Annotated in this window: 14 protein-coding genes; 4 read left to right on the top strand and 10 right to left on the bottom strand. The window is 37.5% G+C overall.

Annotation, left to right across the window (positions count from 1 at the left end):
- Nucleotides 1–134: 134 nt before the first annotated feature.
- The 7 genes from GHI45_RS02760 to GHI45_RS02730 form a co-directional block, all read right to left on the bottom strand.
- Nucleotides 135–2,399: a glycoside hydrolase family 65 protein gene (locus GHI45_RS02760; protein WP_147778966.1), complete on the bottom strand. Its 2,265-nt coding sequence runs from the start codon at nucleotides 2,397–2,399 to the stop codon at nucleotides 135–137.
- A 17-nt stretch (nucleotides 2,400–2,416) separates the two neighbouring features.
- The gene (locus GHI45_RS02755; protein WP_147778965.1) at nucleotides 2,417–4,015 is read right to left on the bottom strand and encodes an alpha-glucosidase; all 1,599 of its coding nucleotides are present in this window, start codon (nucleotides 4,013–4,015) and stop codon (nucleotides 2,417–2,419) included.
- 65 nt (nucleotides 4,016–4,080) lie between these two features.
- Entirely contained in the window at nucleotides 4,081–5,658 is a 1,578-nt protein-coding gene (locus GHI45_RS02750) for an alpha-amylase family glycosyl hydrolase (protein WP_228385998.1), read from the bottom strand.
- Nucleotides 5,630–6,253, bottom strand: a complete 624-nt coding sequence (locus GHI45_RS02745; RefSeq protein WP_147778964.1) for a sugar O-acetyltransferase — start codon at nucleotides 6,251–6,253, stop codon at nucleotides 5,630–5,632. Before GHI45_RS02745 ends, GHI45_RS02750 begins: the two co-directional genes overlap by 29 nt.
- A 22-nt stretch (nucleotides 6,254–6,275) precedes the next feature.
- The gene (locus GHI45_RS02740; protein WP_153497390.1) at nucleotides 6,276–6,548 is read right to left on the bottom strand and encodes a DUF1294 domain-containing protein; all 273 of its coding nucleotides are present in this window, start codon (nucleotides 6,546–6,548) and stop codon (nucleotides 6,276–6,278) included.
- Nucleotides 6,549–8,144, bottom strand: a complete 1,596-nt coding sequence (locus tag GHI45_RS02735) for an alpha-glucosidase (protein ID WP_147778963.1) — start codon at nucleotides 8,142–8,144, stop codon at nucleotides 6,549–6,551.
- Between the two features lie 20 nt (nucleotides 8,145–8,164).
- Nucleotides 8,165–9,904, bottom strand: coding sequence for a glycoside hydrolase family 13 protein (locus GHI45_RS02730; RefSeq protein ID WP_147778962.1), 1,740 nt, complete (start codon nucleotides 9,902–9,904; stop codon nucleotides 8,165–8,167).
- Nucleotides 9,905–10,182: 278 nt separating this feature from the next.
- On the opposite strand from GHI45_RS02730, the gene GHI45_RS02725 reads away from it, so the two are divergent.
- From GHI45_RS02725 to GHI45_RS02710, 4 genes are all read left to right on the top strand, one after another.
- Complete coding sequence (locus GHI45_RS02725; RefSeq protein WP_147778961.1) at nucleotides 10,183–11,466, top strand: extracellular solute-binding protein; 1,284 nt, start codon at nucleotides 10,183–10,185, stop codon at nucleotides 11,464–11,466.
- Nucleotides 11,467–11,534: 68 nt separating this feature from the next.
- Nucleotides 11,535–12,890, top strand: a complete 1,356-nt coding sequence (locus GHI45_RS02720; protein ID WP_147778960.1) for a carbohydrate ABC transporter permease — start codon at nucleotides 11,535–11,537, stop codon at nucleotides 12,888–12,890.
- A gap of 6 nt (nucleotides 12,891–12,896) precedes the next feature.
- Nucleotides 12,897–13,754 carry a sugar ABC transporter permease gene (locus tag GHI45_RS02715; RefSeq protein ID WP_147778959.1) on the top strand — a complete coding sequence of 286 codons (858 nt, stop codon included), beginning with the start codon at nucleotides 12,897–12,899 and terminating at the stop codon, nucleotides 13,752–13,754.
- A gap of 267 nt (nucleotides 13,755–14,021) precedes the next feature.
- Complete coding sequence (locus tag GHI45_RS02710; RefSeq protein ID WP_153497389.1) at nucleotides 14,022–18,671, top strand: InlB B-repeat-containing protein; 4,650 nt, start codon at nucleotides 14,022–14,024, stop codon at nucleotides 18,669–18,671.
- A 96-nt stretch (nucleotides 18,672–18,767) separates the two neighbouring features.
- On the opposite strand, the gene GHI45_RS02705 is transcribed toward GHI45_RS02710, so the two are convergent.
- The 3 genes from GHI45_RS02705 to GHI45_RS02695 form a co-directional block, all read right to left on the bottom strand.
- Nucleotides 18,768–21,170 carry a YhgE/Pip domain-containing protein gene (locus GHI45_RS02705; RefSeq protein ID WP_147778957.1) on the bottom strand — a complete coding sequence of 801 codons (2,403 nt, stop codon included), beginning with the start codon at nucleotides 21,168–21,170 and terminating at the stop codon, nucleotides 18,768–18,770.
- Between the two features lie 4 nt (nucleotides 21,171–21,174).
- Nucleotides 21,175–22,572 (bottom strand): amino acid permease, encoded by a 1,398-nt coding sequence (locus tag GHI45_RS02700; protein WP_147778956.1) that lies wholly within the window; start codon nucleotides 22,570–22,572, stop codon nucleotides 21,175–21,177.
- 84 nt (nucleotides 22,573–22,656) lie between these two features.
- Nucleotides 22,657–24,435: an oleate hydratase gene (locus GHI45_RS02695; protein ID WP_147778955.1), complete on the bottom strand. Its 1,779-nt coding sequence runs from the start codon at nucleotides 24,433–24,435 to the stop codon at nucleotides 22,657–22,659.
- Between the last annotated feature and the right edge of the window lie 18 nt (nucleotides 24,436–24,453).

Raw genomic sequence — 24,453 nt, 5'->3', positions numbered from 1 at the left:
CTTGATTAGATTTCGATGTCGTTTGAAACCCTTTTTCCTAATGGAAAAATAAATCCAGCAACTCCTTTCTTTTTTATAAAATACATTATTTCTATTTTGCTAAAAATAGTTTAAAAAGTCAATTTATATTCTCTTTATTCTTTTATTTCAGTTTGATAACGGTCTGCCAACATCAACTTTTCGCCGTAAACTTCAACTTCCAGTGCTTTTCCTTTAAGCAATTCAATGGTTAATTGATCACTGACACTGATTTTAAGCAGACTTCCACGATAATTGATGTGGAAAGCATAACCAGTCCAAGCCTTTGGCAAGAATGGTGCAAAACTCAACTGACCATTCCAAGTTTTCATTTGTGCGAAACCTTGAACAATAGCAAGCCATGAGCCTGTCATTGAAGTAATGTGCAAACCATCTTGCGTATCGTTGTTGTAATTATCCAAATCAAGACGGGCTGTTCTTTCATACATTTCAACCGCTTTTTCGTCCATGCCCAATTCAGCCGCTAAAATCGAATGAATAGAAGGAGACAATGAGCTTTCATGAACAGTTAATGGTTCATAAAAATCGAAATTCCGACGTTTTTCCTCAAGACTATAGTGATCACCAAAGAAATAAATCCCTTGCAGAACATCCGCTTGTTTGATATATGGACTTCGCAAAACACGATCCCAAGACCAGTTTTGATTTAATGGAAGATTGCTTGGGTCAAGCTCCGCAACAGGTGTCAAATCTTTATCAAGATAACCATCATGTTGGACGAAAATACCTAATTCTTTATCTTCTGGGAAATACATTTTTTCAACAATATCAGCCCAATGCGCTAATTCTTCAGCTGAAACCTTCAAATCTGGACGTGGGAATTTTGTAAGATTTTCAGCAGTATATTTCAATACCCAAGTGGCAAGTGTGTTGGTGTACCAGTTGTTATTGATGTTATTTTCATACTCATTTGGTCCTGTCACACCATGAATCATGTATTGATTGCGTCGTTGACTAAAATGCACACGATCTGCCCAGAAACGAGCGATTTCAACCAAGACATCTAAACCTTCATGCGCCATGTACTTGTCGTCACCCGTATAATTGGTATAGTTATAAATGGCATAAGCAATGGCACCATTACGGTGAATTTCCTCAAAAGTGATTTCCCATTCATTGTGACACTCAACCCCAGTAAATGTAACCATTGGGTACAAAGCACCAGCAAGTCCCTGTTGACGCGCATTGTGTTGCGCCTGTGGCAACTGATTATGACGATATTTCAAGAGATTTTTTGTGACAGAAGTATCGGCGAGTGCAAGATACAAAGGAACGGCATATGCTTCAGTATCCCAATAAGTAGCCCCCCCATATTTTTCACCAGTAAATCCTTTTGGACCAATATTCAAGCGTTCGTCTTCACCATAATAAGTTGAGAAAAGTTGGAAAAGATTAAAACGTATGCCTTGTTGTGCTTCGTCAGAACCGTCAATTTGAACATCTGCCAACTCCCAACGTGCTGCCCAAGCTTCTGTTTGTGCATCAAACAATTCTTGATAGCTTACTTCTGACAAAGAATCTGACAAGGCAACGGCTGCGTCTGTCATTGCTGACAAGGAGTCATAATCACGGCTGGTCAAGACCAAAACTCGTTTTTCAAGCGTCAAAGTTTCACTAAATGGCAAAATTTCTTCCAAAGTATCAACAACGGCACCATTTTCAAAAACTTGCCCCGTCAAATCAAAATCGCCTTTAAATTCTTGCCCTGCCAGCAAAGTAAATTGATCAACACCAAATGGATTTGGAACCGTTTGGCTGACCAAATAAGACCCATTTTCAAGTGTCCCATGATCAAAAATTTCCCAGAATTTTTCATCGTAATTTGAATCCTCATTGCGGACGTTTGCATCAACAAAACTCTCGATGCGCACGCTGTGCAATTCGCCATCTACATTTTCAAAAGTAAATTTAAAAACGGCAAGTTCTGGCGTTGCGATAGAGAAAAAACGTTCCGCAGTAACACGCACACCTGCAACAATATAACGATAAGTAAGCACCCCATTGTGCATATCTAAAGCCATTTCGAAGTCAGCAATCGGTGCAGTAGCCAAATCAACTTCTTTTTTGTCAATGTACAAGCGGATTTTTGCAAAATCTAGTGCATTGATGGCTTTACCAAAATACTCTGGATAACCATTTTTCCACCAGCCTACACGAGTCTTGTCAGGATACCAAACCCCTGCAATATAAGTCCCCTGATGATGATCCTTGCTAAAAGTTTCTGAAAAATTACCGCGCATTCCCATGTAACCATTTCCGATTGATGTCAATGATTCTTGAAGTCTGCGATGCTCTATTTCAATCTTATCTGCTGTTATTTTCCAAGGGTCAATCCCCATAATTCGTGTAATTTGTTTCACTCTTTTTCTTCCTTCTCTTATTTTTTTCTAAACACTTGATACTCCCATGCTTGGAGTGTCATTTTAGACGTCGCTTTTCTTTCATAAGTTCCCAAAACTTGTTCATACGAAGCAGCTTCAGCAATTTCCAAATGCGCTTTTTTATGGCCCAAATTGACCATAATCAAAAATTCGTCCCGTTCATAAACAAAAGCCTGTAAATGACGTTCATAATGGAATTTGATACCACCGTCAGAAATTGCCTTTTCGTCATGACGCAAATCAATTAACTGACTGTACAAATCAAGCAATTCAGTCCGACTGGCTACATTGACTTCTGGATAATCAGGATTGACATCCATCCAAGGTTTTCCACTTGAAAAGCCTGCATTTTTTTCAGCCGACCATTGCATTGGCGTTCTTGAATGCTCCCGAGAATTTTTAGTCATTTTTTCGAAAGCTTCTTCATGCGACATTCCTGCCTCAACGTGTTCATGATACTGACGAATCAGTTCCTCAGAACGCATTTGACTGACCTTGCTAAAAGGGAAATTGTGCATGCCAATTTCTTGCCCTTGATAGATAAACGGTGTCCCACGAAGCAACATATAAGCCACGGCCAATGCTTTGGCTGATTCAAGTGAACCATCACCAAAGACATCAATCACGCGTGCTTGGTCATGATTTTCAAGGTACAGTGCATTCCAACCGCGTTCTAACATGTCTTTTTGCCAACGGATCAAGGTCTTTTTCATCCCATACACATAACCATTTCCCTTGTCATCACGCGCATTGTGTTCCAACTCGAAAATCATATTCACGTATCCATTTTCGTCAGTCCAGTCAGGTGCTTGCTTAGATGAAACTCCTGAAGCCTCGCCAACCGTCAATGCTCCGTACTCATCAAAAATGGCTTTCAAATCATGCATATAGGTCTCAATTCCAGACACATTCATAAAGGGTTTCCAAGGACCGTCTCCCTTCCATGATTTTATTTTGAAGTCCCAATTTTCTTTTTGGATATGAGAAATGGCATCTAAACGGAAACCATCAATTCCTAGTTCCAGCCACCAACGCACCATGTTGTAAATTTCTTCGCGGCATTTTGGATTGCGCCAATTCAAATCAGGTTGTTCTTTAGCAAAAACGTGAAAATAAGCCTGTTCCGTTTGTTCATCATAAGTCCATGTAGAACCACCAAAAAACGAAATCCAGTCATTAGGCATTTGTTCAGGCGTGGCATCTGCCCACATGTAATAATCCCGGTACGGATTGTCTTTCGATTTACGACTTTCGATGAACCAAGGATGCTGGTCTGACGTATGATTGACCACCAAATCAGAAATCACTTTCAAGCCAAGTCGATGTGCTTCTTGAATAAAAATCGTAAAATCCTCAAGTGTCCCAAACATCTCATCAATGGCATAATAATCGGCGATGTCATAACCACCATCAACCTGTGGACTCTTATAGATGGGATTAATCCACAAAAAATCAACTCCCAAATCTTTCAAGTATTGCAATTTTTCAATCATGCCTTGAATGTCTCCAATGCCATCTGCATTGGAATCATAGAATGATTTTGGATAAATCTGATAGCCAACGGCTTTATGGAACCAGTTTTTAGTATCTTTCATTTTCAGTGCCTTGTCTGATGAGCAGACAACTCCTTCTTTTTCATTTCTGTCAGTACTGACAGCATTTATTTTTTCAAGATGACGGTGCTGTAAGCAGGCATGACCAATTCGTCATTGCTCAAACTTACTTTTGCACCCGAAACAACTAAACTATCTGCCAATTTTTTACCGACCGTTCCCTTTGGAATTTTAAACGTTGCCGTTTGATTGGATGAAAAATTATTGATAATGGTCAAATCCTTGCCATAATTCACAACGGACAAATCAGTGTTGCTTTCATCAACAGCAGAAATTCTACTCGAGGCAATTTGCGGATATTTAGCTTTCAATCGCAAAATTTTCTTATACCAATTCAGCAAGGACTGCGGATTACTCTCTTGCGTAGCAACCGAACCTCCGTCAGTGCTGACCGTTTCCGTACTTCCTACGGGTGCTGCTGGCGAATCTTGACCTGTTGTATTCCATTGCATCGGCAGGCGTTTATTTTGGTCAATACCATTTCCTGTCATACCTAATTCTTCACCATAATAAATAAAGGGATTTCCAGGCAACAAGAGATACGCACTGGCAGCCATTTTCTGACTGGCCAAAGTTTGAAAATACTGAGACGAACGATCCGTGTCATGATTGCTTAAGAAAGGCGCATCAATTGCTGTCGGATTATCTTTATGAATTTCACTGTCCCAATCTGTCACTTGTTGTTCAAAAAGGTTCCCTTGGCCATACATGACAGCACCATTGAGTGTGCTTGAATTCATGTTCAAAGCCATTGGAAAATTAAACAAGGAATCAATTTTAGAGGCATAAATCGGGGCAATATCCATTGATGAAGAAAAGACTTCGCCAACTACATAGGCATTTTCATCCTGTGATTTGATGGTTTGAACTAACCATTTAGTAAAGGCAGTCGTCTTCTCGTCATCATTTTGGAAATAATAATAAACCGCATCTAAACGAAAACCTGAAACACCTTTGTCCAACCAAAATTTTGTAATGGCCGCCAATTCTTTTTTTACATCAGGATTAGCTAAATTCAAATCAGGCATATCCTTATCAAATTCCGACTCATAATATTTACCGTTACTTGCAAGTGTATAACCTTGTTTAGCCGTATCTGACCAGTTGTAATAGGCCATATATTTTTTGACACCAGCCAACGCTTTTTTAAACCAAGGGTGCTGACTCGACGTGTCATTAAAGGGCAAATCCAAGATAACCGCAATGCCACGCTTTTTAGCTTCCTTAATCAAGCGTTCAAAATCCGCCATGGTTCCCATTTTAGGATTGATTTCCTCATAATTGGTCACATCATAGCCATGATAACTGGGACTTGCAAAAATTGGAGTCATCCACAAGCCATTGACCTTCAAATCCGTCGTAGAATTTTTATTTCCTGTATTCAAATAATCCAGATGATCAGTCACACCATTCAAATCCCCTTCACCATCGTGATTGGAATCCGCAAATGAGCCTGTAAAAATTTCATAAAAGTTTCGATAAAGCTCAGGACTAACAGTCTGAGTTTTTTCTATCGAAACATGAGTTGTTTTATTCACATTGCAAGCTGTCAGAGCTGACAAGGCTAGTAATGAGAAGACGGCTAGAATAATTCGTTTATTCTTTTTCTTTTCCATTTTCTTCATCGTAATCAGATTCTAGTTTTTCCCAATAAATCCGATCTTCTTCTGTCAATTTTCTTAAAACACGAGCAGGATTGCCAACGGCAATGACACCGGCAGGAAGTGATTTTGTCACCACTGAACCAGAACCAACAATGGTATCCTCTCCAATGCTGACACCGGGATTGATAATCACCCCAGCACCAAGCCACACCCGATTGCCAATACGAATTGCTTTGCCAAGTTCAAGGCCACGACTTCTCACACGACTATCCAAAGGGTGTGACGCTGTGATAAAATTCACCCGTGGGCCAACCATGACATCATCTCCAATGATAATTTTGGCAACATCCAAGAAAATGCAATCCAGATTTGCATAAAAATTCTCGCCAACTTCAATATTAAATCCGTAATCGACATAGAGTGGCGGATTGATAAAAACATTTTCTCCCGCTTTCCCCAGCAATTCACGTTCCATTTTTACAATCTTCTCTTCTTCAAATCGGGGCAATTTATTGATTTTATCCGCCAATGCGCGCCCTTTTTCTGAAGAAAATTCAGGTTCAATTTTTGAAGCCCGGTACAACTGACCAGAAATCATCCGTTCGTATTCTCTCATTTTTCCTCCAATTCACTTTCTCCTACATTTTCAATATCCAAAAAATTAAAACAAAATCAATCACCAATCCGACCAGCCAAGCCAGCCAAAAGTACCATTTTCTTGTTTTATGATGACAGATTTGACCACCCAAAAAGGCGCCAAATCCACCACCAACGATTGCTAAAAAGAGCAACACTTTTTCAGGAATACGCCACAAATGACGCTTAGCTTTTGATTTATCGACGGCGTAAAAAATGAAACTCACCAGATTATACATCAATAAAAGGACCAATAATATTGCTTTAATACTCATTTATTCAACCTCTAACGCAAATGCTTCCCAAGGTTCCAAGTCCAGATGTAATGATTCAAATGTTCGCGTTCCATTTTGAATGAGCAGCTTCTTGCATACAAATCCAGATGTAAATTGATTCTTCTGATTAGACAAATTCGCAACAATCAGATATTTCTTCCCTTCATATTTACGCAAATATGCGAATACTTCGTCTTCTGATTTGATCAATTCAAAATCACCAGAAACTACCCAGTCATTTGTCTTGCGCAATGAAATCAATTTTTTATAAGTGTAAAAAATTGACGCTTCATCTGCCAATGCTGCTTCAACATTGATATATGCCGCATTTGGATTGACCGCAAGCCACGGCGTCCCTGTCGTAAACCCAGCCTGTTCTGACGCATTCCATTGCATTGGTGTTCGTGCATTATCACGTCCTACTTTGCGGATGGATTGCATGATTTCCTCATCATCTTCGCCTTTTGCCAAGCGTTCACGGCGCATATTCAAAGACTCTACGTCGTTCAATTCCGCAGCAGTTTGAAAAGGATAATTGGTCATGCCAATTTCTTCCCCCTGATAAATATAAGGTGTCCCTTTCATCAAATGCAACAAAATTGCAAATGCTTTGGCTGATTCCACACGATAAGTCGTGTCATTTCCCCAGTTTGAAACAATACGTGGTAAATCATGATTATTCCAGAACAAAGAATTCCAACCATTTTTAAGGCCTTGCCATTTGGCAAATACATCCTTTAATTTCGGAACAGATAAGCCTTCCGATTTCCATTTATCCCCATTTTCAGGATAACTTGAAGTGATATGTTCAAACTGAAAGACCATAGACAACTCGTCTCGTTCAGGAGCGGAATAAAGCGCCGCAATTTCAGGCGTTGCTCCCCAAGTTTCGCCAACGGTCAATAGGTCCTTGCCACCAAAAGTCGCATGATTCATCTCTTGAAGATAGTCATGCAATTTAGGGCCATTCCCTGTGATTTCTTGATCAATTTCTTTACCAATCAAATCAATCACATCCATTCTAAAACCGCCAATGCCTTTGTCAATCCAGTAATTCATCATGTTATAAACTTCTTGATGAACTTTCGGATTTTCCCAATTTAAGTCAGGTTGACGTTTGCTAAACAAATGCAAATAATATTGCCCAGTTGCTTCATCAAGTTGCCATGCTGAGCCAGAGAAAATTGATTCTAAACCATTCGGTTCATCACGCCAAATATAATAATCACGATAGGCATTATCTTTAGACTGACGTGCTTCAACGAACCATTCATGTTCATCAGAAGTGTGGTTAACCACCAAGTCCATGATGATTTTAATGCCACGTTGATTAGCCTCTTTCAAGAGCAAATCCATGTCATCCATTGAACCAAATATCGAGGCAATTGAGCGATAATCAGAAATATCATAGCCATTATCATCCATCGGACTTTTATAAACAGGACTCAGCCAAATCGCACCAATTCCAAGTTCAGATAAGTAATCAAGTTTTGAAATAATCCCTTTCAAATCTCCAACACCATCGCCATTTTCATCCATAAACGAACGTGGATAAATCTGATAAACGACTGTTTTTTGCCACCATTGTAACTTCATGACTTCCTCCAATTTTTTTCTTATTTATAAATAACAAAACCATTGTGTAACACATTTTTACCGTCAACTAAGTTCGAAAGCACCACATCATCCGCTACAAAATAAGCAGGACGTTCGCCAATATTAAAGATGGCTTTGAGCGGTCCTCTTTCAAACTTAACGATACCATTTTCATCATCGACAATCTTCCATTCTAAAGAACTTTCAGACAACACATCTGCATACTCACGACGGAAAGCAACCAATGCTTTGAAAAATTGGAACATGTTTTCGTCTTGATGTTCCTCATCCCAAGGCATGCATTTACGACAATCAGGATCATTTTTTCCGGTCATGGCATATTCATCCCCGTAATAAATACAAGGCACGCCAGGTTGCATGTATGTAAATCCTTCAACCAGTTTCATCAGATTTTTTTTCTCATGTGCTACAGTCAAGATACGCGCCGTATCATGTGAATCCAATACATTGAACATGACCTGATTGGTTTGTTTGCGATAGAGCATCAACTGATTTGAAATATTTGATGCCATCTGATCCAAGTTAATTTTTTTCTTAACCAAACCATCAATAATAGCGTCAGTGTAAGCATAATTCATAACTGCTGAAAATTCAGCGCCAACAAGCCATGGTTGTGCTGAGTGCCAAATCTCGCCTAAGATATAAAAATCATCTTTCGCATTGTCACACACACTTCTAAACTTCTTCCAAAAGGCATGGTCAACTTCGTCAGCAACATCTAAGCGCCAAGCATCAATATCAAATTCTTCAATCCAGTATGCTGCAATTTTCAAGAGATAATCTTGTACATCTTTATCCGAAGTATTTAACTTCGGCATGTGAGGTGTAAAGGCAAATGTATCGTAAGTAGCATCTCCAGCCCACTCGAAATCAGCATTCGGTGTGTATTTTGCTGGCCATTCATTGACATGGAACCAATTGGCATATTTAGACTGCTGTTGATTTTTAAGCACATCTTGCCATTGGTCTGACATGTCACCAATATGATTAAAAACAGCATCCAGCATTACTTTAATGCCACGTTCATGTGCAGCATCAACAAGCTTTTTAAAGAGTTCCTTATCCCCAAACTCAGGGTCAATTTCGAAGTAATCTTCAGTATCATATTTATGATTAGAAAATGCTTTAAAGACTGGAGTAAAATAAATCCCGTTAACACCCAGGTCCGTCAAATGATCTAAATGATCCAAAACGCCTTGCAAATCTCCACCATAAAAGTCTTGTCTTTCTGGACTTTCTGTTGGGTCCCATGTTTTAACACCTTCGCGATTCAAAGAGGCATCGCCATTGGCAAAACGCTCTGGGAAAATTTGATACCAAACGGTATCTTTTACCCAAGCAGGTGCTTTAAATCGGTCAACCTCATGGAAATAAGGCAAACGGAAGGCACCGTATTTTGTTGTTACTAATTCTTCTTTATATGGAAAAACACCGAGGTCGCAATAAACGACTTTTTCTCCATCTTTTCCTGTCACAACGAAAAGATAATCCATCCGTTTCGTTGGCACAGTTACTTCAGTTTCAAAAAAATCACAGTCAATAGTAGAAACAGAAAGTTTCATTTCGATGGATTGACTCTCCCAAGTCCCATTTTCATTCCAGTTATATGGATCACCATAAAATAATCTAGCGCTCTCAATATCATTTTTTTCTGTTCTTAGACGAACATGCATGAGTTCTTTAGTATATAGATATGCAAATTCCGATTCTGGACGATGATAGATAGCTGCCTTGTTCATTGTTAATAATCTCCTTAACGATTAAATTAATATAGCACAGAAGTATGGCTAATAGAGATTTTAACATAAGCGACAAAAAAACGCAAACGGTTGCGACAGAATTCGAATTTAAGCTACATATCTATTACATAATCCTATCTTAAAATCTATAAAATACGATAAAATAGCCTTTTGTAAACGTAACCAAATTGTAATACAAATTCGCTTGACAAAACGCACGCGTTTGCGTAAAATAAAAAGTGTAAAAATTAAAACCGTTTTCATTAGGAGGAAACAAAATGAAATCATGGAAAAAAGTTGCACTCGGCGGAGCATCAGTTCTCGCAATCGCAACACTTGCTGCTTGTGGAAGTTCTTCAAGTTCTAGTTCAAGCAAATCAACTTCAACCTCTTCAAGTTCAACAAGTCCTAAAGACATCAAAGGGGACATTACACTTTGGGTTGATACAACACAAGTTCCAATGTACAAACCAGTTGTTGCTGCTTTCGAAAAGGAATATCCTAACGTTAAAGTAACACTCACTCAATCACCTACTGGATCATCAAATGCCAAAACAGACGTTGGTAAAGACCCATCTAAAGCAGCCGATGTATTTGAACTTCCTAATGACCAATTAGGACAAATGGCTACAAACGGTTGGATTAATCCACTCTCTCCTACTCAAGCAGATCTTGTAAAATCACAAGACGTTGATATTGCGGTTCAAGGTGTAACTGCAAAAGACAGTTCTGGAAACAAGAACCTTTACGGTTACCCATTTGCTGTTCAAGCAAAGATTATGTACTATAATAAATCTAAATTGACTGCCGATGACATCAAAGACTGGTCAACATTGACAAGCAAAGGTACCGTTGCAACAACTATCACTGATACTAACAACGGTGCACAATACACAATGGTTCCAATGTTTATCTCAAATGGTGTCAAACTCTTTGGTTCTGATGGATTAGATTTAAACGGTTCTACATTTAATACAGATGCGGGCAAGAATGTCATGAAATGGATTGCAGCTCAAAAGAACAATAAAGGTGTTCTTGATGCCTCTACTGCTGCTATCTCTGACCTCCAATCTGGTAAAGCAGATGCTTACCTTGACGGCCCTTGGGATTCAGAAGCAATCCAAAAAGCACTTGGTTCTAACTACGCTGTAGCAACTTATCCAACTGCTGACTTCGGTGATGGTACAAAACAAATGCAGTCATTTGTAGGTATCGAATCATTTGCGGTTAACTCACAAAGTAAATCTCAACAAGCAGCTGCTGCACTTGCTGAATGGATGACAAGCAAAGATACACAGTTGACTGTTTGGAATAAACAAGGTCAAATTCCTGTAAACAAAGATGCGCAAAAAGATTCTTCAATTACAAATTCTGATCTCGCTCAAACAGTTATCAAACAAGCCAACTTCTCTACTTTGATGCCAGGACTTCCTGAAATGGCAAACATGTGGAACCTGTCTGGCCCATTGATTGTCGGAGCTTACAACGGTACAATTACTCCTTCAGAATATGCTACAAAACTCGCAGCATTCAATACTAATATTGCAAAGAGTGCTAACTAATTCTAATTCAAACAAGTGGTTGGTCATTTCGTTCAACCACTTGTTTTATATTTTGAAAGAAGGAAATTATGACACATAAATTCACACCAAAGCCTAAAGTTACCTTCAGAGAAGTGTGGAAAGAAGGGGATATCTTTACAAAACTATCTTTCTTTTTCATGGGGCTTGCACAATTAAAAAATAAACAATGGCTAAAAGGTATTATTTTTCTTTTAACAGAAATTGTTTTCGTATCCTGGCTTGTTATTAACGGAATCAATACTATTTACTTATTAGGAAGCCTTGGCGAAGTCAAAAAAGGTGGCTTACATTTTGATGCCTCACAAGGCGTTTACGAGCGAACTGCCGCAGATAATTCAATGCTTATCCTTCTCTTCGGAATTTTAGCCTTGATCGTTGTCGTCGTTGTTGCTTACCTTTATTATGTCAACCTAAAATCTGTTAGACATCTTTATGTTTTAAATAAAGAAGACAAGCATATTCCTACTACAATGGAAGATTTAGCAAGTTTATTAAATGAAAGATTCCATACCACTTTAATGTTTATTCCATTGGCTGGAGTTCTTCTTTTCACTATTTTACCTATTTTGTACATGGTTTCTCTTGCCTTTACAAACTATGACAATAGCCATCAATGGCCAGCATTTGGTTTCTCTTGGGTAGGATTAACAAACTTCGGAAATATTCTAACAGGTCAAGCTTCTGGAACATTCTTCCCTGTTCTTGCATGGACACTCGTATGGGCCGTTGCTGCAACAGCAACTACCTTCTTCTTTGGTGTTCTTCTTGCAATGCTGATTGAATCAAAGGGGATTAAGTTCAAAGCTTTCTGGAGAACGGTTTTCGTTACCGTTTTCGCCGTTCCGCAATTTGTTTCATTATTGATGATGCATCAATTCTTAGATAAATCTGGACCGCTGAATACATTTTTCCAAAATATTGGATGGACAAAGACATTTTTCCCATTTTTAACAGATCCAACTTGGGCACGTGTCACAGTAATCGTTGTTAATATGTGGATTGGTATTCCTGTCTCAATGCTAGTAGCAACTGCCATCATCCAAAATCTGCCACAAGACCAGATTGAGGCCGCTAAAATCGATGGTGCAAATGCACTCCAAGTATTCCGCTCGATTACATTCCCACAAATTTTATTTGTTATGTCACCTGCTCTAATTCAACAATTTATCGGAAATATCAACAATTTCAACGTTATCTATTTGTTGACAGGTGGAGCACCAGCCAATTCGAACTACTTCATGGCTGGCTCGACTGATTTATTAGTAACATGGCTCTATAACCTTACGATGGGACAATTAAAGAACTATAATTTAGCAGCAGTTGTCGGAATCATGACCTTCATTATTTCTGCAGCATTTTCTCTGATTGCTTACCGTAAGACAAACGCATTTAAAGAGGGGTAGAAAAATATGAAATCTTATAAAACGCAAAGGCTAGTCTCTCTTATCCTACGTTATATCTTACTTACTATTTTAGCTGTCGTCTGGATAGCCCCAATCATTTGGATTGTTTTAGTAAGTTTATCCGTTAATAACGTTGGGTTCGTTTCTTACTTCTGGCCATCTCAATTTACATTTGATAATTACATCAACATTTTAAATAACCCTCAATTTCCATTCGTTCAATGGTTCATTAATACGTTAATTATTTCAATTGTCTCCTGTGTACTCAGTACATTCATCACAATCGCAATGTCATACGCATTAAGCCGCTTACGCTTTAAAATGAGAAAACCATTTTTGCAAGTTTTTCTAGTCCTCAACATGTTCCCTGGTTTCATGACCATGATTGCCTTGTACTATGTGCTTAAAGCGATGGGATTGACTAACTTCGTCGGATTAACTTTAATCTATGTTTCTGGTGCTGCATTAGCATTTTACATTGCGAAAGGGTTCTTCGATACTATTCCAGCATCAATCGATGAAGCAGCAATGATTGATGGTGCTAATAAATGGCAGATTTTCACGCGCATCACCATTCCGCTCTCACGTCCAATTATCGTTTACACTGCCCTTATGGCTTTCATTTCACCTTGGATTGACTACATCTTCTCAAGCATTATCTTAGGGGGACAAGGTGCAAATAACATGACTGTTCCTTATGGCTTGTACAACATGGTAACACAAGCTCAAACAGGTAATGCAGTTATTTACTTCACTCAGTTCGTAGCAGGTTGTGTACTTATTGCTATACCAATCACAATTCTCTTCGTTATCATGCAAAAATTCTACGTCAACGGAATTACCGCTGGTGCAGATAAAGGTTAATTGATAAAATATAATATAAAAAAGAACTGCTATTCTCAATGGCAGTTCTTTTTTATTTGTCGTCAACAAGTCAAAAATTATATATTATATATGAAATATTTAGTTTTTTTAACAAAAACAACAATTATTTTGACTTTTGATTTTAAATGAATTACAATGTCATTGATTAATGTGAAATATTGATCAATCAAAACATAACAATTATATTCTTTAAGATTACTTTATGTTTTATTTGTTACAATTAATTTACAAAAAAATATCAAAAGGATGGTATTCTATGAAAAAAAGAACAACCCTTGTTGCCTTAGCATCATTCTCTCAAGTCAAGTGCTTCCTGTTGTTGCTCACGCCAGTGATTTAACACAAGCTTCGAATAACAATGCAGATGGCCCTCCTGTTACACAAGTGGTTGAGCAGAGTAGTATTTCAACTACCGAAGACACGGTAAAAACTTCCGATAAAGACAACGAATTTTCTGCCGAAGGTAACTCTACAACTATTGGTGAGCCCGCTTCACAAATAGAAGAAACAAATGAGGTACACGTAAACACAACTTCAACATCTGACTACAATAAAATAAACGTTTCCATAGATACTGTATCTAGCTTCCAAACTTATAATGACGAAAAATTAGGTACAACTATTCCAGATGCCTTAACCCTAACCGTTAATATATCTTCTCAATTAGCCGGTTTAGAGGGAGCTTTTATTGAAATTCCATATGATGGTTTCACACCTAATGGTGAGGGAGTATTTCAAAATTTCGAAATGACATCCCCAATTTTTGAATACATTGATGAGACTGTTACATTAGCTGAAGATTCTAATGTTGAAAGCATTACTAATGATAAAGTAAACCGTAAAATTATTTTAAAATTAAAGACAACTACGATCAAAACAGAGACCGTGTTACTAAAGTTCAAATTCAATGATTCATATAATGGTAAGATCCCAGCATCACAAGTTATTTGGGATAATATTATAGCGAGAGTAACAGATAACAATGGAAATGTGGTTTACTCAACTTCTCCAAAACAAGTCACTACTACAGCGGTTGATGGTATGAGTCCATACATTACAACTCAAAATTTAGAATTTACTGGAAATCAAATCCCATTAACATTTTACTTCTATAACAACAATAGAAGATTTAGTTATTTAGATGAAACAAAGGAAAATAAGATTTATCTTCAAGTCCCTGAGAATGCCGATGTTTCAGGAATAAAGAGATTTAAAGATAGTGAGAAAGTTACCTCTACCAATGATTCCACAATTCCTGTTGGATTTGCTAGATATTATATTGATTTGACAGATGATAGTAACACATTTACAACTTGGGAATATTCTGGAGACATCCATTATAATGCATTAATGATTTCTGATAATCTAATACTCCCTTCAGATCTTGATATAGACGACGAGGTTAAAGTTACTATTGGTATGATATATACAAAAATCAATGGTGAGATGAAGGAAAAAACTGATAGCAAAACTTTTACCAAAACCGAGAAGTCCGAAAGTTCTTTAGGAATCCCTGGAACAACACTGCATGGAGATCAAAGTGGTATTTCTGGAATGCTACTCACAATAGATTCTAGTACTCCTGACTCACAACAGCGTGTAAATTCTTATGTGTTTAATTACTCAAATTCATTTGCTAATCTGACTGGATTTAAGAATGCTGGTACAAATTTAGAAACCGGCATCGGTGAAACAATTTTCCAAACTGATACTTCTAGCCAAAAAGCAGATTTTGCTAATATTAATATTTTTGGTTTAGTAGAAAATTCTTCTGTAGAAAGAGATTATTATAGAGTAAAATACGTAGTAACAAATTCAATTACTGGTGAATCTAGAATAGCATATTCAGAAAAAAGTAGAGGGTCTTTCTTTGCAACTAAACCTACCTTGGAAAAAGGAGAGTATGTGGATAGCTTCACAGTTCAGCCAATGGGAACCGATGGTGAAAGTGAAGGACAATTAAGTCCAGGTAATGGTTTCTATTTTACATACAAAGTTAAAAATTGGTCTGAATTAAATTGGCCAGATGGAACGTCAATTCCTCAGGATGAAGTTATAAAAGTCAATCTTGGTTCTAAGATTAGTTATGATGAGGGAGAAGATAACATTGAAACTGTTGGGAAAACAGCAACGTATTATTATGCTCCAAATCCAATAGACGCTAAAGCCACATTTGTGAGTTCAAACTCATCTACTAAAACTCCTGGTGAATTAGTTAACTATAGTATTATGGGGTATAATGAAGTGAATGCTACAACTACTTGGGATTCTCCTGAGATTACTGTTGCTATACCTAATTCTTTGGAGATAATTGATGAAGGAAATCTTAGGTATATTGATAAAGTGGGAGGAGAAACCGAAGATGATTCTGTTTCAGTATCTCTCGTATCTTCAGATAATGAATATAACTACTATAGATTTACTGCAGAAGGCAAGAAGGCCGCAAGAAACGTCTCTGTCCCATCTTTTGAAATTCCAGTAAATTTAAGGGTAAAAGAAGGCACTGTAGCAGGAACCTATAAAGTCCCATACATGTCAATCAGTAGTTCAAATAAACCATTTGTCCAGATATCTAAAAGCACTAATAATCTAACAGATTCTATAGCAAATAGTCTCGGGTATGACAATAATGTTAAGAGTTCTTATACAGGTTTTAATAGTGGACTAACTGATTTAACTGTTGCTAGATCTACTAATCTTTCGGGTAATACTCAAAGCCGTAGTAGTGATAGTAGCCCTTGGACCAACATCAATTTATTCGCAGTAGACCACGGAGCAACTCCTGAAATGAAAGCATCTGTATCAAATAAAGGTAATACTACCTTCAATAATATCCGTATATATGATATATTGCCAAGTGAAACAGATGGAAGAGGGTCTACGGGTGCTATTGAGTTCACGGGTCTTAAAGATACCAGTTCTTCTGCAACCGTATATTATACCACTAAACCAGTTTCAGAACTCCCAGAGTATGATGGACTTGACTTACAATCATGGAACTCCAATACTCTTAGTAATTATGGCTTCTCCACAGTAAAACCTGAAGATGGTATTACGGCAGTCTATATTGACTATGGAAATCAAAATATACTACCTGGAAAAGAACTTGAAGGCATTATGCAGTTCAAAGTACCTGCAGAAGGTAATCAAAAAGCAATTAATCAATTTCTTTATTCAGCTAAGGAAGTTGGAAGTACATCTGCTCTTACCGCAGTTAGTGATAGTGTAACATTCTCAACTATGGCTGTTGGAATCATGTTCAACGGAAATACTCCGGATTTCGTAATTGAAGGAAAAGAAAATGTTACAAATATGCCTGATGATCAATCAGCATACCTTGATTTGGATTCAAAAGCGACTATAACAATCCCTCAAGATATACCAACATTAGTAGGTTATGAATTCAGTCACTGGGTAAATAGTACTAACAGTGATGATATCAAAAATCCAGGGGATACGATTAATTTTGATAATAATTCTTCAAATCAAATCTACTATAACGCAGTCTGGACACCTGCTGATATTAAGGTTAAATTTAGTACAAACTATGGAGAAAATCCAACCTATCAAGAAATGTCATTTAGTTTTGGAAAAAACATTGATTTAGAAGATATTACTAATCCTGTAAGAGAAGGTTACTCATTTGTAGAGTGGAACTCTAAATCAGATGGCTCAGGAAATACCATTGATAATACGACACAGATTGATTTTGCATCTTCTAAAACTTACTACGCAATTTGGAAAGCAAACAGTTATAACATCAATTTTGATAATAGCGGTGGTAAAGGAACAATGGATCCTATGGCCATGACTTACGATCAATCTAAAGCGTTGACTGCAAACACGATGACCAAAGAGGGGTACACTTTCCAAGGTTGGGCAACATCTGCGACTGGTGCCGTTGTTTACAAAGACAAGGCTGAAGTTACTAACCTAGCCAAGACTGGTGACGTAACACTTTACGCAGTTTGGGCTGCTAACAGTTACAATGTGAAGTTTGATAATAATGGTGGTAAAGGAACAATGGATCCTATGGCCATGACTTACGATCAATCTAAAGCGTTGACTGCCAACACGATGACTAAAGATGGATATACTTTCCAAGGTTGGGCAACATCTGCGACTGGTGCCGTTGTTTACAAAGACAAGGCTGAAGTTACTAACCTAGCCAAGACTGGTGACGTAACACTTTACGCAGTTTGGGCTGCTAATAGTTATGATGTGAAGTTTGATAATAATGGTGGTAAAGGAACAATGGATCCTATGGCCATGACTTACGATCAATCTAAAGCGTTGACTGCCAACACGATGACTAAAGATGGATATACTTTCCAAGGTTGGGCAACATCTGCGACTGGTGCCGTTGTTTACAAAGACAAGGCTGAAGTTACTAACTTAGCCAAGACTGGTGACGTAACACTTTACGCAGTTTGGGCTGCTAATAGTTATGATGTTCAATTTGATGCTAATGGCGGTAAAGGTTCGATGGACAATCTTACCTTGACTTACGATCAAGAAAAAGCATTAACGACTAATAGCTTCACCAAAGATGGTTACACATTCCAAGGTTGGGCAACGTCTGCGAATGGTTCTGTCGTTTACAAAGATAAAGCTGAAGTCAAAAATCTTTCTGCTGGTGAAAACGTCACACTCTATGCAGTTTGGAAAGTAAAAGATACAACAACTGATGATAAAGATAAAGACAACAATTCATCAACAACGAATGGTTCAAACTCTAACCATACGAACAATACTCAAAATGTAAATGTTTCTTCAGATAGCAATCTTCCTTCTACTGGGACGCAAGATTCTACTTCTCCATTCTTAATTGGTTCAGCTTTTGCAGCTTTAGGAGCACTCCTCGTAGCCTTCAAGAAAAAGAAAAAATTGAAGTAACATAAAAAGAAAGAAATCAAATTTGATTTCTTTTTTTTATATCAATAGAAAATACAAAAAAAGCCAAAGTAACTTTGGCTTTTTGTTAATTTGAAATTAGCTTTCTAACTCCATTAATTTTTGATTGTCATTCAATTTTGAAACATTTTCCAAATGTTTTTTCTTAAGAACGTTCATTCCAATCATGAGTAAGAGTTCAAAGAGAACAAATAGGATGAGTAGGATAAGGATACTGTTCTTAACAAGTTGTGGATCGATACCACCTGAAATCGCATTTCTGAATGAATAAACTGAGTAAGACATTGGCAGATATGGGTGAATGTTTTGATAGAAGTTTGCTTGTAATTGTACTGGGAAGGTACCACCGGCACCACCTAATTGAAGGACAAGTAAGATCATCGCAACGAAACGTCCAGGGTTGTCGAATGTCATTGCCAAGAACATGGTTATTCCCATATAACACCAAGCTGTAGCAAGAGCTGTCAACACGAACATAAACATATTATCTACTGGAAGACCGAACATCAACATGAACAAGACTTCAATGATTGCCATTGCAGATGCAACTACAATACCAAGAATGGCTTTAGATGCAAACCAGCTAATGCTAGACTGACCTTCAAGAGAAACTTTACGAATAGGATATACGAAGTTAAACAACATACAACCAACAAAGAGTGCCAATGACATGATATATGGAGCGAGCGCTTCACCATAGTTTGAAACATTACTATAGTTATCTTCAACAAGATTAGTTGGCGCAGAAACTTGATCAACTGTTTTCTTCGTCAAACTGAACATTTTAGTATCAGCTGCACCAGATTCAAGACCTTTAGCAAGTTCTTGAGCGCCATCTTCAAGTGCTTTCACACCTGAATTAAGCTCTGTATTCTTACTTACAAGTTCTTGCATTCCGCTATCAAGTTGTCCAGCACCACTGTTAAGTTGTGTAACACCAGAAGCGAGTGTAGGAATTTGACCTTGTAAACTATCCAGACCGTTTGAAAGTTGAGTGCTTCCTGTCGCCAAAGTATTTACAGAAGTGAAAACGGTTGGGAGTTGAGTGCTAAGTTCTGAAAGTTTTGAACTAACCCCATTCAATTTTTCAACTAATGATTTAGAATTTTGAAGACCTGGAGAATTTTCAATCAAACGTCTGATGTCACTAATTCCCGACTTAGTATCCGCAATAGCTAATTTAACTGAATTAGCAGAAGCTGCCAAACCGTTTGTTGTATCAGCTAGCTCTTTAGCATTTTTAGCAAATTCAGCTGTATTAGTACTTGCAATTTCAATTTTAGATTTAATATCATCTACTTTTGTATTGGACTGACCTTCAACAGATTTAATTTCAGATTTAAGCTCATCCTTAAGCTTCTGTTGCATAGTTTGGTCCGTAACAATTCTTTCAACTACCTCATCAATCTTAGCGTCAATTTGAGTTTGTCTATCTGCCAAATCCGTTTGAAGACCAGTTAGATCTTGACTTATCGTTGTTAAATCATTAGAAATACTGCTAGCATCGTCTGATAGTTTGTTCAACTTACTTGTATTTGTTAAAAGCTTAGTTGCTTCGGTTTCAAGAATTTGAATTTTAGTTTCTAAATCTTTAATCTCGGCAGGCGATAATTTTCCTTCAAATTCTTGAAGAGCAGTTGCAAGTTCACTACTTCCCTTAGAAAGATCTGTAGCGGCTTGTTGAATTTCAGCTGTTTTCCCACTTAAAGGTTGAACTTTACTGTTAACTTCATTAAGCGCTGCACTGATTTGATTTGAACCTTTATCAAGTTGACTAACACCTGATGAAAGCGCTGGAATACTTCCAGATAATGTTCCAAGGCCACTCTTAAGTTGATCTGCACCTGTAGCAGCTGTAGCAACACCTGCTGTATATTGGTTCAAACCACTTCCAAGTGTGAAAGTTCCACTACTTAACTGTGCAGAACCATCAGCCGCTGTAACAATTCCTGCTTCAAGTTGTTTTGCAACTTTACCTACAGCTGTTACATAAGATGCAATGACTTGCTCCCGAATTTGTGAATCAAGTGTTGTGGCACCAACCTTAGAAATTTCTTCAGCAATATAGTTAAGCGAGCCGTTAGTTGTATATGTAATCTTCATCTTTTTAGGATCTTTGTTTACAATACTGGCTGCACTTTCAGAAAAATCTTCAGGAATTGTAATAACCATATAATACTTATTACTTTTCACGCCTTTTGTAGCTTCAGATTCTGAAACAAAGTTCCAGTCTAAGTCATGATTTTTCTTCAGATTATCTACGACATCCGCACCAACACTAACATCTTCTCCCAAAAGTTTGACAGATTTATCTTGATTGACTACCGCAACTGGCAGATCTTTTGCTCGACCGTATGGGTCCCAAACAGATTTATCAAAGATTGTAGAATAAAGTGTTGGAATGAATGTTATCGCAATAACTGAGATAAGCAATATTTTATTTTTGAATAGATTTTTCCATTCTTGTTTCGTCATATTCATCGTTTCATTCCTCTACAATTTTATGCTTTTCTCCATAGAACTTATAAAAAGCAAGTGGGATAATTAATGTCACTATGAAGCTGACAATTAATAACATAATATATGTGTGCCCAGCAGACTTACTCAAGCTATCTGGAATAATAAAGGCTGTTACAATGGCAGCAACTGAGATTAATAAACCACAAGCAGCGACAATTGTTTTTCCTGCTAATCCTCCAGGAACATTGTACGAACGTTTCAATCCTTTCTTACGATAAATAATAACAAAGTAAGAAATAAAGAATAAGACATAAGCACTCAAGTAAATCAAGACTGTTAATGAGATTGCTGTTTCAAATGAAACGTTCCCGCCTGATTTTCTTGAACCAAAAGTCAAGACAGCCGCCCAAAAAGTAACGACAATTCCTTGCAAAATAAGCAAGTTGGTTGGAACACCAAATTTATTCTTTTTTGCGTATTTTTGTGGCAACAAGCCTTTTGTGGCAACATATTGCAAACCTTCAGTTGGGCTGACAATCCATGAAGCAACTTGTGCAATAACACCAAATGAAACCAAGAAACTCAAGAGAATAACAAGGAATGAATTATGTCCAGATGAAATCAAGACGCGTAAGGCATCTACGACACCTGTATCTGAATTGATTTTTCCTTGAAGAACAACTGAAACGATACTTCCACCAATCGTGCTTAAAGCCATTCCGACAACAACAAGCACAAGCATAATCAATGGATAATTCTTCTTCGAATTTTCCAAGTCGTTAATATGTGGAGCTGAGGCTTCAACACCCATATAAGCCAAGACAAATGATGTCAAAGCTGCAAGTGAATTTCCATTAGGAACGAACGATGGTTTTGTGAAGTTGGTTGAAACTGGTTGACCAGAGAGAAGATATTTGATAAAGAAACCAAACATAATCAATACTGGTGCAATAATCCCAAGTGAGAAACCATACTTAGCAAGTTGAGAGGTTAAACCTGTCCCTCTAAATTGGAGCAAGGTAATCACCCAGAAGATGACGACGACACAAGAAAATTTGAGTAGTGCATTATTATTAAGTTCTGGGACATTTAAAACAGTAGAGAGTGTACCAATGATAAAGTAAATCATCGTTACAAAACCAACCGTTACCTGGAACCATTGGAAAAAGATTGCGGTAAAACCGAATTTGTCGCCTAGATTGTCTCCTACCCAGCTGTAGATCCCACCTTTATCATAACCATCTATGGAAGCCATCTCAGCAGAACAGAGAGCTACTGGTAAGAACCATAGTAACCCACAAACAATCAGGAAGAAAATGAGCGATTTTCCCGAATCTGCAAATGTTGGATATTCATAAACAGTAATGAACAGTGAGGCAGTCATGGAGAAGAAACTAAATTTTGATAATTTTTTAGAATCCATAAATTCCTCTTTCATAAATTTATCATAGAAATAGTCACAACGTCTATCACTAACACGTGATATTTGTTGTGACTAGTCCATTTGTTATAGTAATTTTGACTCTTTTAAGAGTTCTTCAATGAATGTCCCTTCAATTTTTTTGAGTTCGTGTTGTGCAATAAATTTCTCTAAAAGCGGTACATGAACTTCTGTAATTTTCTTTTGATCATTCAAATAGTAGGATGCTTTCAACAAAGCTCTGATGTCATAGCTTGACGCGTAAACTTCAGGAACTCCTCTGTCAACGTTGACCAAATCATAGACTGCTTCCATCGCAGTACGGACTGAATATTCTGTCGTAAATACAGTATCTCTTTCCGTTTCTGCAAAATTTCCGATAAAAGCAATGTTGTCATAATTTTTTGGACGAACAAGCGGACGATCTCCTTTAGCACGAGGCATAAAGTAAGAAGTGATGAAAGGCATATAACATGGTACGATATTGCATGATTGTTTAACCAAGCGATCAATATCATTGATTGGAACACCTAAATGGTAGAGCCATTCGGCTGCGATTTCTTGACCAGAACATTCCGTCACGACTTTATTAATGTGATTTCCCTTAGTATCTGATAGTAAGGCATAAAACCAAACTACAAATTGATCTTTCGGTTGATCTTTAAAGTGAGGTTGACGGTTAATTGTATAACTCAACTTCCAATTTGAATCTTCTGCATGAACGATACCACCCGTAACAACTTTTCCTGCATAAGGACTACGTTTACTAATTTTCTCAATGTATTTAGCAATTTCATCATCTAATACAGTAATTGTTGCGGATACATACCAGCTTTCTTTTGGAAGCTCTTTATAAAATTTGCTTGGTTTACCAAATGCAGCATCTTTTTCTGCCAGTGTTTCCCAAAGTTTCCAGCTATTTCCTGGATCTTCGGAAACAGGTGCAGGTGTTTCATTTGTACCATAGGTTGAACTTTCTGTAATCGAGCCATTGGTTACGAAGAGTAAGTCATTTTCACTCAAATCAATCGATTCTTTATTACCATTTACAAGAACTTCTATACTAGAAGCAATTTTCGACCCCATCGTTGCGTTTGTGAATTCGACATCTTTTACAACGGTATCGTATTGGAACTGTACACCGTTATTTTTCAAAAATGTTGTAAGTGGTAAAACTAATGATTCGTATTGATTATATGCGGTAAAACGCAAACTAGAGAAATCAGTCAATGCGGAGATTTGGTGAATGAAACGCATCAGATATCTGCGCATTTCAAGTGCCGAATGCCATTTTTCAAAGGCAAACATGGTGCACCAATAGGTCCAAAAATTTGAAGCAAAGAAGTCATCTGTGAAGACATCTGTGATTTTTTTATCATCTAAATTGTCTTCTGATGTCAAACAAAGGTTTAAAATTTCTTTGACTGAATCTTTTGTAAGGAGGAGCTTTCCATCTGTTTCAGATTGTACTCCGCGGTTATTGATAATTCTGCAATTTGAATAATTGGGATCTTCTTTATTGATCCAATAGAATTCATCAAGGATTGAGGCGTCTTCGATTTCAAGCGATGGGATTGATCTAAATAAATCCCAAAGGCATTCGAAATGTTCTTCCATCTCACGTCCACCACGAATGACATAACCATATTTCTTCTTATAAATACCGTCCAACGATCCCCCCGGAATTGGAAGTTCTTCTAAGATATGGATCTTGTCACCTGAAATTCGGCCATCACGGATTAAAAATGTGGCCGCTGCCAATGAGGCAAGCCCTGAACCAATCAAGTAAGCTCCTGTAATCTCGGTTGATCGATTTGATTTTTTAGGTCTTGCGAATGCTTCATAATTACCATTTGAGTGATACATATATTCCTCCTCGTGTCG

Source organism: Lactococcus sp. dk101 (assembly GCF_009601055.1).
GTDB lineage: Bacteria > Bacillota > Bacilli > Lactobacillales > Streptococcaceae > Lactococcus.
Note: the sequence above shows the minus strand (reverse complement) of the source record. Positions and strands in the feature narration are given on the sequence as shown.